This is a genomic window from Arthrobacter sp. 2MCAF14, assembly GCF_052115645.1.
In the GTDB taxonomy this organism is placed as follows: domain Bacteria; phylum Actinomycetota; class Actinomycetes; order Actinomycetales; family Micrococcaceae; genus Arthrobacter.
In genome coordinates, this window is record NZ_JBFRHB010000027.1 from 15,948 (window position 1) to 28,388 (window position 12,441).

Genomic DNA, 12,441 nt, shown 5'->3' on the forward strand with positions numbered 1-12,441 from the left:
GATTCAACTATTCCCCACGAATCCGGACCACGCGAGGCCTTTGCTGGAAGAACCGCTGAATCGGCACCCGTTCGGGTTCGACGGCGGATATCGCCTTTGTCGCTTGGGGGTCCAAGGTCCCGCCCGCGCATCAGAGTCTGGCCCGGGCATTGATTGACGCAGGGTCCGACGTCGTGTTCGGGCATTCGGTCCACATCTTCCGCGGCATCGAAATCTACAGGGGCCGGCCCATCGTCTACAGCGCCGGCGACTTTATGGATGATTACGCGGTTGACCCGGATGAACGCAACGATCAGTCGTTCGTCTTCGTCCTGGAAACAGATGGAAAAGTACCCCGCACGTTGCGCCTGTATCCGACGAACATCACCCACCTGCAAACTCGGCTGGCGAGCCGGAGCGCGGGGAAAATCGCTGAGCGGATGCAACGGCTGAGCAGGCAGTTCGGCACCCGGAGCACGTGGATCGAGGGCGACGGAGTCTTGGAAGTACCGATCGACGTGGTCTCATAACCATGGAAGTCCCGCTGGCACGGGAATCATGCCGGGTTCCCGTCCGTTCTCTCCGTTGATGACCTGCTTTCGTTGGCGGGAACAGACACGACAGAAAGTTTGGGGACTGACCATGACGTTGAACGAAACCATTGCCCGTCTCCGGGCCGGGCACCTTATGGTCCGCGACGCCCAGGAGTGGGACAAGCTATCCACTGACTTGAGGCGCGCTTACGACAGCAACGACGACGAACTCATTGAACAGCTGCAGCCGCAGTTCCTGCAGTCATGGAGAACAGTCACAAGATACGTCCTCCGCGACACTTTCGACGCAGCGGGCATCGCAGTCACCGAACCCAGCCATCCTTGGGGAATCGCAAGACTCACCGCAAACGGAACCAGTTGCGAACCACTCCTCTGCCACGCCGACGAAACAGACACGGGAAGGGCAGGGGCCGTCACCAAGAGCGGAGTCCAACTTCTCACTTTCGCGGACACCATGACCAGCTACACAGACTGCCTGTCGCGCCTGCTTGATGAGCTGGACTGAGCAACGATTTCCAACTCGAGGGGACAAGCACCACTTAATCCATTGATTTCGTGACTTCCCTACAGGCTCTTGCCTTCCCGTTGCGCTCGCCGAAAAATGGGGCGTGTGGATGTCGATTCCGCGATATCCTGCTCGCCGTCATGAAAGGGAGCGCACCATGGGAATCATCGTGGTCGACTTGTTCAGCACCCTTGACGGTGTCTACCAGGCGCCCGGCGGACCAGACGAAGATCGCGAGGGCGGCTTCGAGTTCGGCGGCTGGCAGGCACCATACTTCGATAAGGAGTCCAGCGAGGCGATCGGCGCGGGAATCGAACGCATCGACGCGCTTCTCCTCGGCCGGAAGACGTACGACATCTTCGCCGGGTTCTGGCCAACCGCCCCGGCCGATGACCCGATCGCGGCCCGCTTCAACACCGTGCCGAAATATGTCGCATCACGCACACTGACCGACCCCCTTTGGGCCGGGACGACGGTGCTGACGGATGTCGCATCCGAGGTCCGCGGGATCCGCGAACGCCATGACGAGACGCATGTCATCGGCAGCGGCGACCTCCTTCAGACCCTCCTCACCGAGGACCTCGTCGACCGGTTGAATCTCTGGCTGTACCCGGTGACCTTCGGCACGGGCAAGCGGATCTTCCGGGACGGTACCATGCCAGCCGCCTTCGCGGTCACCCAGCAGCCTCGGGCCTTCCCGAAGGGCGCGGTCTGGCTCGTCTACGAGCGCGCGGGCGATCTGGTCACGGGCGTCGACATCGAGGCGGAGCGCGCACAGACATGACAACCGGTGGCGTGGGCGGAAACCCGTGGGTGCTGCACGTTGATCTCGACCAGTTCATCGCAGCGGTCGAAGTGCTCCGGCGGCCGGAGCTTGCGGGCAAACCGATCATTGTCGGGGGCCGTGGCGACCCCACGGAACGGGCTGTGGTGTCGACCGCGTCCTACGAAGCCCGGGCGTTCGGCGTGGGTTCCGGAATGCCCTTACGCATTGCCGCGCGGAAAGTGCCCGACGCCGTGATCCTGCCCGTCGATCAGGAGGCCTACCTCGCGGCGTCTGAAACGGTGATGGCTACCCTGCGCGCGCAGCCCGGCGCCACAGTGCAGGTGCTGGGTTGGGATGAAGCCTTTGTAGGGGTTGAGACAGAGGATCCGGAAGCCTACGCCCACCAGGTGCAGGCCGCCGTCCTGGCGCGAACGCAGCTGCATTGCAGCGTGGGCATTGGCGACACCCTGGTCCGGGCCAAGGTCGCCACCGGGTTCGGAAAGCCAGCCGGCGTCTTCCGCCTCACCGCCGGGAATTGGCTTGATGTCATGGGCAGCCGGCCCACCAAGGAGCTCTGGGGCGTCGGCAGCAGGGTGTCGGCCCGGCTGGCCAAACTCGGCATCAACACCGTCGCCGAACTCGCCGCTTCCGACCCCCAGGATCTGGTCCCGGAGTTCGGCCCCAGGATGGGTCCGTGGTATGCACAGCTCGGAGGGGGCGACGGGACCAGCATTGTGGACGACACCCCGTGGGTTGCCCGCGGGCATAGCCGCGAGACCACCTTCCAGCAGGACCTGAGCGATCCGGCCCAGGTGGAGGACGCCGTGCGGGAGCTGGCAGCGCATGTCCTTGAGGATGTTGTGGCCGAAGGACGGCCCGTCATCGGGCTGACCCTGAAGGTCCGCTACGCGCCGTTCTTGACCACGACCCAGGGGAAGAAGATTCCGGAGACCTTCGACCGGAACGAAATCCTCGCGCGGGCCTTGGAGCTCGCGGCCGGAATCGAGGCGGGCCGCCCGATCCGGCTCCTGGGCCTGCATGCCGAAATGGCAATGCCCGACGATGCCCGAAAGGGGCACACTCCCACGCGCGGCGGTTGGTGACGGCGTCGTTCCCCTCCTTACCAGAATGGAGCGGTGTTCATCAGGCCTCCAATGCCCAGTGTCTAGACCCCGCCCGGCCGTTGCCCTATCGTGGGGGAACCGGGCACAGTCGGCTTGAGTCTCCGCATCGGGGGTACATGGTGGGCATCATCTCTTCTGGATTTCATGGAAGACGGCAGAGCGGCAATCCGGCGTTGCCACCGGGCCAATATGAGACCGGCAGCTTCCCGGTCCTTACCGCCGGCCCCGCTCCCCGGATCCCCACTGACGACTGGGAATTCTTCATCACTACTGAGGCAGGGCAGCGCCATGCGTGGTCCTGGGCCGCCTTCATGGCGTTGCCCCAAATGGACATCGAAACGGACATCCACTGCGTGACCAGCTGGTCCAAGCTGGGCACGACGTGGCGGGGAGTGTCCCTCGATTCTCTTTTTGAGAACGTGGAAACAAACTGCAGGTTCACGATGGCCCACTCCTACGGCGGATACACGACCAACGTCCCGCTCGAGGACCTTCTTGGCGGCCGGGCGTGGGTGGCTTGGGAATTCGACGGCGAACCGCTTGAACGCGCCCACGGCGGACCTGCCCGTCTCCTGGTGCCGCATTTGTACTTTTGGAAGAGCGCAAAGTGGATCAACGGCATCGAGCTGACGCGGGATGACGTTCCTGGTTTCTGGGAGTCCAACGGTTACCACCTCCACGGCGACCCGTGGTGGGAGGAGCGCTACTCATGAGGTACGCCGGATGAGCACGCTATGGCGCCTGGCCGATGTCGTCAGCAGCATGCCCGAGACGGAAACGGCCCGGACCATAGGGCTGCGGGTGAACGGCCTGAACGGCAACCTCGCCGGACAGCACGTCGACATCCGCCTCACCGCCGACGACGGGTACTCGGCCGTCCGCTCGTACTCTGTGGCGAGGGCAGGCATGGACGAAACCTTGGAGATCACTGTTGACGAATTGGCCAACGGAGAAGTCTCCCCCTATCTGGTCCGGGAACTGGCCGTCGGGGACCAGCTGGAGATCCGCGGGCCGGTGGGTGGCTGGTTCGTCTGGAAGCCGACCGACAAGAACCCGGTTCAGCTGATTGCCGGAGGATCCGGCATCGTGCCGCTCATGTCCATGATCCGCGCACACCATGCATCGGAAAATCAGGCGCAGTTCCGGCTGCTCTATTCGCTCAAGTCGCCCGACGCGGGGTTCTATCGGGAAGAACTCCAAACCTTGGGCCAGGAATCCCGCAAGCTCGTCATCGACTACGTCTACACACGCAAAGCGCCGAAGGATTGGCCGACTGCTCCACAAAGGCTCACGGCGGAAACCCTGCTGGCCAACATCTTGCCGACGGACCCCACCCCGGACATCTTCATTTGTGGCCAGACCGTCTTCGTGGAAACAGTCGCGGAATGGCTCGTGCAGGCGGGATATCCCGCCGCCTCGATCAAGACCGAGCGCTTCGGCGGAACAGGAGGAACGCGGTGAGTGGCAATAACGGCTCCGATTCTCCGGGCGCTAAGGATCCGGGCCTTGAGGATCAGGACATCGCCGGACTTTCGGGCAATGCGATACCTCACCTGGACGGAAACGCGGTGGCAGGACCGCTGTGGGAACTGTTCCGCTTCGATATCGTCGCAGCGATCGGACGGTGCAAGCATTGCGGCGCTGTCCGCGTCTTCGGGGAGACGATGGTGTACGTCGACGCCCCGGGAATCGTCGTGCGCTGCGCTTCCTGCGAGGGTGTGCTGCTCCGCCTCGTGGAGACACCGACGAGGTACTGGCTCGACGTAAGCGGACTCAGCTATCTGCAAATCGAGCGAGACGGTTAAGGTTGCGGTCCCTGTGTCCCGGCACCCGCGTTCCGGATCCGTAAGAATTCGCCGGCGACGGCAAGGGCCGGCGTTGGGATGATGGGGTCATGTCACTGCTCCCCGAAACCCACGCAGAACCCCGCGCACGGATTGCGATCATCGGCGGCACCGGCTTGTACAAGCTGCCCGGCGCCGTTGTTCTCGATACGCTGGACATCCCGACGCCGTTCGGGCCACCCTCCAGCGCCGTCACGGTCGCCCGGCTGCCCGCACCGGACGGCCCCGACGCCGAGAGACCCGGCGGTGACGACGGCCCGATGGTCGCATTCCTAAGCCGGCACGGCCGCAGGCATAGTGTTGCCCCGCAGCAGATCAACTACCGCGCCAACCTCTGGGCCCTCAAGAGCCTGGGCGTAGAGGCCGTTATCTCCTCCGCGGCGGTGGGCGGGCTGGTTTCCAGCCACGGAACCGGCACTTTTGCGGTACCGGATCAGGTCCTGGACAAGACCTGGGGCCGCGCGGACACCTTCTACGACGGCTCGCTGCCCACGGGGGTCCAGCACTTGCCCGCCGCCGAGCCCTACAGCGCCCCGTTGCGGGTGGCACTCATCGCCGCCCTGGAGCGCCGGAGCGAAGACTTCGCCGGGGCGGGAACCGTGGCGGTCATCAACGGTCCGCGATTCTCGACCAAGGCGGAGTCCGCGGCCCTCGTTCAGTCCGGCGCACATCTGATCAGCATGACCCAGTACCCGGAACCGATGCTCGCGGCGGAGTTGAACATGCACTTCGCCGCCCTGGCATTCATTACGGATGCCGACACCGGGCACGACGGTTCCGAACCCGTGACGTCGGAACTGGTTCTGGGCCGACTGGCGGCCGCGCAGCCGCGGATCCTCGCGGTGTTGTCCGACGCGGTGCGGACAGTGTCCGCGGGGTTGGCCGGCGCTGAACCAACGAACGACGGCGGAATGTGGCGGATGGCGCTCATGGCTCCCGCCGCGGTGGCCACCGTGATGGGAGCCACCGGCCCGGCCAGCCATGGTACGAAACGAACAGGGCCATGAGGATTCTGGTCACCGGCGGGGCCGGTTTCATAGGCAGCCACATCGTCGATGCTGCCGTGGCGCGCGGCTGGGAGGTCCGGATCCTGGACTCATTGGATCCGGCTGTGCACCGGGATCGACCGCGGGGAGTTGGCGGCGTGCCCCTGCAGGTGGGCGACGTCGGAGACCCGGCCGCCGTGGCGGAAGCGCTCGCGGGAGTCGACGTCGTCGTGCACCAGAGCGCCAAAGTGGGCCTTGGAGTGGACTTCTCCGATGCTCCGGACTACATCCGCAACAATGACCTGGCCACGGCCGTCCTCCTGGCCGGCATGGCAGCCTCAGCCGTCGACAAACTTGTCCTGGCTTCCTCGATGGTGGTCTACGGTGAGGGCGCTTACACCGATTCAACTGGCAGGCCGGTCCGCCCCGGCCCGCGCCGGGGCGAGGATCTGGAGCACGGAGTGTTTGACCCCCGCGACCCTGCCACCGGCGAGCTGTTGCTCCCGGCGCTGGTCAGCGAAGACGCGGTCATGGATCCACGGAACGTCTATGCTGCCTCCAAATTGGCCCAGGAGAACCTGGCTTCCGCGTGGGCGCGCTCAACCGGAGGCACCGCCGTCGCACTCCGGTACCACAACGTGTACGGCCCTCGGATGCCCAAAGACACCCCCTACGCGGGCGTGGCCAGCCTGTTCCGCTCTGCACTGGCACGTGGAGAGGCCGTGCGGGTGTTCGAGGATGGCGGGCAGCGGCGCAGTTTCATCCATGTCCGGGACGTTGCGGAGGCGAATCTGTTGTCCATGGACGCGTTGGTGGCTGGCCGGATTGCTCCTGGCAGCCTGAGGGCGTATAACATCGGCGCCTCGGAGGTCCACACCGTAGGGCAGATGGCGGCAGTATTGAGTTCTATTGCCGGCGGGCCTGAGCCGGTGGTCACAGGTGACTTCCGGCTGGGCGACGTCCGGCACATCACCGCCAGCTCGGCACGGGCCTGGGCCGAGCTGGGTTGGATCCCCAAGCAGGGTTTCGAGGACGGAATGCGCGAGTTCGCCACGGCACCGCTGCGCGGCGATCAAAGCTAGGCGTCCGGAGGGCAAACGTCCCGGTTCCGTAAGGATTTCCGCCTGTCGCGCGGGGCCTGGGGATTCTACGGTCAAAGGGTGGAGAAAGAGCAGAGCGGTTCACGCGGTCCGCACGATGGAATCGGCATGGCCGGCATCCCAAACGGACCGGCTGACGACGACGGCGGTCAACCCGCAGCGCTCGTGGACGTGGTGCTGCCGTGCCTCAACGAGCGTTCGGCCCTTCCCAAGGTGCTCGGAGCTCTGCCGCCCGGATACCGCGCAATCGTCGTGGACAACGGATCAACCGACGGCTCCGGCATCCTGGCCGCCAGCCTGGGGGCCACCGTCGTCGACGAACCGAGGCGCGGCTTTGGCGCAGCAGCACATGCCGGATTGCTCGCCGCCACGGCGGAGTTCGTCGCTTTCTGCGATTGCGATGGTTCCCTGAACCCCGCCCAACTGGCCCCGATGCTGGACCTCGTCCGCACCGGTCGTGCCGACCTGGTGTTGGGTGCGCGGCGACCTGCCCGCGGTGCCTGGCCTATCCACGCCCGCCTGGCCAACATGGCCCTGAGCCGGCGGTTGCGTCGGCTAACCGGCATCCCGGTCACGGATCTTGGCCCCCTCCGCCTTGCCCGCCGCGGCGCTCTCCTGGGACTGGACCTCGGGGACCGACGCAGCGGCTACCCGCTGGAGATGTTCCTCAAGGCCCACCGTGACGGCTGGCGTGTGGCCGAGATCGCGGTCGACTATGCACCCCGCTTGGGGAAGTCCAAGGTCACGGGGACACTCCGCGGAACTGTCACGGCCCTCAAAGACATGGCGACGCAATTGGCCGCCGCTTCGAGGCGGACACCGGAGACGAAGGACGGCAGACCGGCGGATCGGCCGCCGGCCGATGCCCAAGGAGCGACGCCGTGAACTTCACCATCGCCGTGATCGCCAAGGAATGCAGCCCCGGCAGAGTCAAGACGCGCCTCACTCCCCCGCTCACCCCGGTGCAAGCCGCAACCTTGGCCCAGACCAGCCTGAGCCAGACGCTCGAGACAGTGCGATCCCTTCCCGCAGCCAGGCGACTACTTGTGTTTGACGGCACTCCGCAGCATGCGGACGCTGCAGGTTTTGAAGTATTCGCCCAGGGCACCGGAGGCCTGGACGAACGGCTGGCGGCGATCTGTTCACTCACGGCCGGACCGTTGCTGATCCTGGGCATGGACACGCCCCAGCTATGCCGGGGCCAGTTGGACCCGCTGCTGGCTGACTGGGCAACCCCCGCTCCGGTACCGCATCGCCGCGCGTGGTTCGGCCCGGCGTCGGACGGCGGCTTCTGGGCGTTGGGCCTGTACCGGCCCGACGGCGGTCTGCTCCGCGGCGTGGCAATGTCCACCCCGCAGACCGGAGCGCAGCAATTGGACCGGCTGGCCGGCGCTGGCGTGGACGTGGGGCTGTTGCCCGTCTTGACGGATGTGGACTACTTCGCCGACGCCCTGACTGCCGCGCAACAATGCATCGGGACTCCCTTTGCCCGCGCTGTCGAGCGCCTGAGCATGGGTCTGCCGACGGAGGCCATGCCGCTTGTGGTGCCGTCCGGCGTCGTGCCCACGTGGGGTGCCCTGCGATGAGCATCCAGGCAGTCCCCAAGGGATCCGGCACCCGGGCTGACTCTTTTGCTGAGGGCACCGGCCCGCTTGCCCTCTCTGGACAGGCCCTGTTTGGCCAAGCCCTCTTCGGACAGGGAGGGCACGAACCGTACGCCCGTAGCCTGCCCCACGGCCTGGGCTGCCTGACGCTGCGTCCGGAACCTGCCTGGAGCGAAACCATCGGGCCGGTCCACTTCAACATGCTCGGTTGGTCTGGCCCGGCCACGGCAGGCGAGCGCGAGCTGCTTCGCGCCCTCCGTGGGCCCGTTCTCGATGTAGGCTGCGGCCCCGGCCGGATGCTGGAGGCCGCCCGGGAACTGGGGCTAGCGTCCATGGGCGTCGATTCGAGCCCCGCCGCCGTGCGGCTGGCAACCGACCGTGGGGGCGCGGCCATCCTTGGCTCCATCTTTGACCCCGTCCCGCACGAGGGAAGTTGGGGTTCGGCCCTGTTGCTGGACGGGAACATCGGCATCGGCGGGAACATCCGGTTGCTTCTGGAGCGTGTTGCCTCACTGCTGGCGCCGGGCGGGCAAGTGCTGGCAGAGGCCGAAGCCCCGGATTTTCTCGATGCGGCCTATCTGGCGGTGCTGGAGGATTCAGATGGACGGGCCAGCGCGGCCTTTCCCTGGGCCCGCGCCGGGTCGAAAGCGCTAGCTTCCCATGCAGCCCGGGCGGGGCTGGATGCCGTGGCCACCCGGACGGTTCAGGACCGGTTCTTTCTGACCTTGGAACGGCGGCCGTAGAGTCCGACGGCGGCCACAACCGCAGCCGCGGCCACCACCAGGACCACCCAGAAAACGCCCAAGGCCAGCACATAGTCCCCCTGCAGGACGGTGCCATTGGCGCCGCTGCCCGGACCGCTTGGCTGGAGCACCTGCTGGGCGCGGATCACCGGGGCTCCCACCAAGGTCACTAGCGCCCCCACCAGCAGTGCGCCGCGCACTATCCCCTGTTGAACGGGGCCCAGCCCATAGGTCAGCCGCGACAATCCGCCGCCAGCCAACGTTGTCACCGGGACCAGCACGCCGTCGTGCACCAACAACGCCACGGCAAGCCAGGCCGCCACGCCGATCAGCTGGACGGGTGGCACATTGGCCAGGAATCCGAAGAGCGCATAACCGAGTGCCGCAAGGCCCAGGGCGCCCAATGCCGCCCGCACCCACCAGACGGTCCTGCGTCCCGCCGGCGCCGACGGACGCACCAACGGTAGCCGCATCAGATCACCTCCACTTTATGCACCCATTTGGTCTGCAGGACCCCCGGGCGTCCGGGTGCGATGATCCGCGCCGGATAGCCATGGTCGAGGTCCAGGGGTTCGCCGTTCAGCTCTAGTGCCAGCAGTGTCTGCTCGTCCTGGCTGTATGCGGCAGGCATGAAGGAGCGCCCATAGACGCCGCCCTTCTCCATGCTGGAAATCTGCAATTCGGCATCAGGCGGCGCGCCCACCGTTGCCATGAGGTCCCGGATCCGGACACCGCGCCATTGTGCCCCTTGGCTCCAGCCCTCCACGCAGGCGATGGGCAATCCGTAGCTGTACTGCGGCAGGGCCGCCAGTTGTGCCAGCGTGAATGTCTTCTGCACAGATCCCGAGGATACGGTCAGCACCCAGTCGGGGGCCAGCGCAGCCTCTGCCACACCGGCCTGGGCCGCGGTCCTGTTGATGGGTACGCCCTGAGGGCCGGTATCCATTCGGCGCAGCGCGAAGAGGTTCAGGCCCGACAGCCAGGCGAAGGACTGGCCCGCCGTTGTCAAGACGACGACGCCGGTCCCGGCGGTCAGTGCCGCCAGGAAACCCCTGCGGCTCCAGCCGTGCCCGGTTCCCGGCCTTACGGCGGCCGGAACCGTTTTGCTGTCCGGCACTCCCCCCTCAGTGGTGGCGGCGATGGCGTCCGCGTCCGATCGACGGCTCCAATGGGCCAGGATGAGGGGCATCTTGACAGCGATGTGGAGCGCCAAAGATCCGATGATGACCCAGGCCAGCCAATAGTGGACATCCCTGAAGGAAAACGGCCAGGGGTACCACTGGAAAGTGTTGAGCAAGCCGATGGTGACTTCCACCAGTGAAGCGGCCACGAAGAGCGCAATCGAGGCCCGTTCGAGTGCATGCACCAAGGATTTCAGCGGAGGCCAGCGCAAGAGTTCGGGATACACGGACCATAGCTTGGCCGCCAGGAGCGGGATGGAGGCTATCCCGGTGGTGACGTGGATGCCCTGCGTAGCAACGTACAGCCACGCGGGACGGGTGAGGAAAAGCATCCAAGCCGGCGGATCCTGCAGGAGGTGGCTGAACAGTCCGGTCAGGAAACACACAGTGAAGGCAAGGCCGAGCCAACGGCCCAGCACCACCGTCAGCCGTCTGCTGCGCACGGGCGAGGAAAACCGTCCGTTCACCGCTTCCATCCGCTGTTGGAGGAAAGTGGTCAATCTGTCCATACCTTGATCAGACCACCAAGACCCGTCGGTCGTCCCGGTCCAGACCTTACGAAACGCAAACGGTCCCTTGGGTTCGTGGCCCCCGGCCCGCGAGTGATGCAGGATCAAAGGGTGAGCGAATCAACACCCCGGCGCGCGTCTGGCATTTCGGCTGCGTTGGCGGCGCTGGCCCTGGTGGCTTTGCTCGCCGTCGTCGTCTGGTGGACGGTCACCACCGATCCGTCAGCGGAATGGGTGTCGCCCCTTGGCACGCTGGCGGCGTGGACCGTCTTCGTCCCGGCGGCACTGGTGGCGCGGCGCATCCCGGCGCGGCAGGGGGCCGCCGTCGTCCTCCTGGGCTCCCTCCTGGTGGGAGCCGCGGCCATCGCCGCACCGCCGGCCACCAGCAACGATTCCGCACGGTATGCGTGGGACGGCATCGTCCAGAAAGCCGGAATCTCTCCCTATGCCCACGTTCCGGCGGACTCGGCGCTGCGGCAGCTGCGGCCAGCCTGGCTGTTCCAGGACGCCGGACCGGATGGAACATGCCATAGCAATCCCTTCCCCACGGGTACCGAGACCACCACCAACATTCCCGGCGGCAGCACCCTGTGCACGGCCATCAACAGGCCCGCCGTGCCCACCGTCTATCCGGCGGTGGCGGAGCTTTATTTTCTGGCAGTGCGGCTCATCCCTGCTTCCGAGGTGGGGTTCATTGCCTTCCAGGCGGCCGGGCTGCTGCTCAGCCTCGCCATAACGGTGGCGTTGCTGGCGTTCCTGCACCGCACCGGAAGGCCCGCGCACCAAGCCGTGTGGTGGGCTTGGTCTCCGCTGGTGGCCTTTGAGGCCGTCAACGGTGCGCACGTGGATGCGTTGGGTACCGCCCTGGCCTTGGCGGCGGCGCTACTGCTGGTGGGCGGGCGAACCTTGGGTTCCGGAGTGGCCTTCGGCGCGGCCGTGGCCACCAAGCTGATTCCTGCGATCAGCGCCCCGGCACTGCTGTACCGGCGGCCGTTCCGCTTCGTCGCCGCCGCCGCGGCCACGTTTGCCGTGGCGTACGTACCGTACGTCCTCGCCAGCGGTTGGGCTGTTCTGGGCTATCTGCCCGAATACCTTCGTTCGGAGGGGTACGACGGACAGGACAGCCCGCGCTTCACCTTGTTGAAGCTGGTGCTCCCTGCCGGTTGGGCGGGGCCGGCCGCACTCGTGTTGCTGCTTGCTCTCGCCATTTACGTGTGGCGGACCACCGACGTCGCCCGGCCCTGGGACGGGCAGGTCTTGATGGTCGGAGGAATGCTGCTGATCGCTTCGCCCAGCTACCCCTGGTACGCCCTGCTGCTTCTACCGTTCGTGGTGCTGAGCCGTCGCTACGAGTTCACCGTCATCGCTCCCGTGCTGGCCCTGATGTATTTCAGCGGCGCCGAACCCTACGGCCCGTTGGCCGCGCGACTCGGCCTGGGCGCCGTCGTCGTGCTCGTGGTGCTTGCCACGGTGGTGAGGCGACGCTCGCTGCAATTCCGGCGGACAAGCAAATGACTTCTGCCGGGCCATCTGATGCGGCCTCGGT

The 12,441-nt window shown here is 66.1% G+C and carries 15 protein-coding genes; 13 read left to right on the forward strand and 2 right to left on the reverse strand.

The features are described 5' to 3' along the window. Window positions 1-89: 89 nt before the first annotated feature. The 12 genes from AB4074_RS17175 to AB4074_RS17230 all read left to right on the forward strand — a co-directional run bounded on the left by AB4074_RS17175 (window position 90) and on the right by AB4074_RS17230 (window position 9,205). Window positions 90-509 (forward strand): CapA family protein, encoded by a 420-nt coding sequence (locus AB4074_RS17175; RefSeq protein ID WP_441414547.1) that lies wholly within the window; start codon window positions 90-92, stop codon window positions 507-509. A gap of 112 nt (window positions 510-621) precedes the next feature. Further along, on the forward strand, window positions 622-1,038 hold the full coding sequence (locus AB4074_RS17180; protein WP_441414475.1) for a hypothetical protein: 417 nt from the start codon (window positions 622-624) through the stop codon (window positions 1,036-1,038). Window positions 1,039-1,195: 157 nt separating this feature from the next. Then, entirely contained in the window at window positions 1,196-1,822 is a 627-nt protein-coding gene (locus AB4074_RS17185) for a dihydrofolate reductase family protein (RefSeq protein ID WP_441414476.1), read from the forward strand. Beyond that, complete coding sequence (locus AB4074_RS17190; RefSeq protein ID WP_441414477.1) at window positions 1,819-2,907, forward strand: DNA polymerase IV; 1,089 nt, start codon at window positions 1,819-1,821, stop codon at window positions 2,905-2,907. The genes AB4074_RS17185 and AB4074_RS17190 overlap by 4 nt, the downstream gene beginning before the upstream one ends. 137 nt (window positions 2,908-3,044) lie before the next feature. Next, on the forward strand, window positions 3,045-3,641 hold the full coding sequence (locus AB4074_RS17195) for a sulfite oxidase-like oxidoreductase (protein ID WP_441414478.1): 597 nt from the start codon (window positions 3,045-3,047) through the stop codon (window positions 3,639-3,641). A gap of 10 nt (window positions 3,642-3,651) precedes the next feature. After that, a complete protein-coding gene (locus AB4074_RS17200; RefSeq protein ID WP_441414479.1) occupies window positions 3,652-4,389 on the forward strand; it encodes an FAD-binding oxidoreductase in 738 nt (245 codons plus the stop codon). Then, a complete protein-coding gene (locus tag AB4074_RS17205; protein ID WP_441414480.1) occupies window positions 4,386-4,733 on the forward strand; it encodes a DUF6510 family protein in 348 nt (115 codons plus the stop codon). Before AB4074_RS17200 ends, AB4074_RS17205 begins: the two co-directional genes overlap by 4 nt. A gap of 89 nt (window positions 4,734-4,822) precedes the next feature. Further along, on the forward strand, window positions 4,823-5,779 hold the full coding sequence (locus AB4074_RS17210) for an MTAP family purine nucleoside phosphorylase (RefSeq protein ID WP_441414481.1): 957 nt from the start codon (window positions 4,823-4,825) through the stop codon (window positions 5,777-5,779). Further along, complete coding sequence (locus AB4074_RS17215; protein ID WP_441414482.1) at window positions 5,776-6,840, forward strand: NAD-dependent epimerase/dehydratase family protein; 1,065 nt, start codon at window positions 5,776-5,778, stop codon at window positions 6,838-6,840. Before AB4074_RS17210 ends, AB4074_RS17215 begins: the two co-directional genes overlap by 4 nt. A 126-nt stretch (window positions 6,841-6,966) precedes the next feature. Further along, window positions 6,967-7,743, forward strand: coding sequence for a glycosyltransferase family 2 protein (locus tag AB4074_RS17220; protein WP_441414483.1), 777 nt, complete (start codon window positions 6,967-6,969; stop codon window positions 7,741-7,743). After that, complete coding sequence (locus tag AB4074_RS17225) at window positions 7,740-8,444, forward strand: TIGR04282 family arsenosugar biosynthesis glycosyltransferase (RefSeq protein WP_441414484.1); 705 nt, start codon at window positions 7,740-7,742, stop codon at window positions 8,442-8,444. The genes AB4074_RS17220 and AB4074_RS17225 overlap by 4 nt, the downstream gene beginning before the upstream one ends. Beyond that, window positions 8,441-9,205: a methyltransferase domain-containing protein gene (locus tag AB4074_RS17230; protein ID WP_441414485.1), complete on the forward strand. Its 765-nt coding sequence runs from the start codon at window positions 8,441-8,443 to the stop codon at window positions 9,203-9,205. The genes AB4074_RS17225 and AB4074_RS17230 overlap by 4 nt, the downstream gene beginning before the upstream one ends. Here the strand turns inward: AB4074_RS17230 and AB4074_RS17235 are convergent. Both AB4074_RS17235 and AB4074_RS17240 read right to left on the reverse strand, forming a co-directional pair. Beyond that, window positions 9,166-9,678, reverse strand: coding sequence for a hypothetical protein (locus tag AB4074_RS17235; protein WP_441414486.1), 513 nt, complete (start codon window positions 9,676-9,678; stop codon window positions 9,166-9,168). The genes AB4074_RS17230 and AB4074_RS17235 overlap by 40 nt on opposite strands. Further along, the gene (locus tag AB4074_RS17240; RefSeq protein ID WP_441414487.1) at window positions 9,678-10,895 is read right to left on the reverse strand and encodes a molybdopterin-dependent oxidoreductase; all 1,218 of its coding nucleotides are present in this window, start codon (window positions 10,893-10,895) and stop codon (window positions 9,678-9,680) included. Before AB4074_RS17240 ends, AB4074_RS17235 begins: the two co-directional genes overlap by 1 nt. A 111-nt stretch (window positions 10,896-11,006) precedes the next feature. Here AB4074_RS17240 and AB4074_RS17245 point away from each other — a divergent pair, with 111 nt between their 5' ends. Beyond that, window positions 11,007-12,410: a glycosyltransferase 87 family protein gene (locus AB4074_RS17245; RefSeq protein ID WP_441414488.1), complete on the forward strand. Its 1,404-nt coding sequence runs from the start codon at window positions 11,007-11,009 to the stop codon at window positions 12,408-12,410. Window positions 12,411-12,441: the final 31 nt, after the last annotated feature.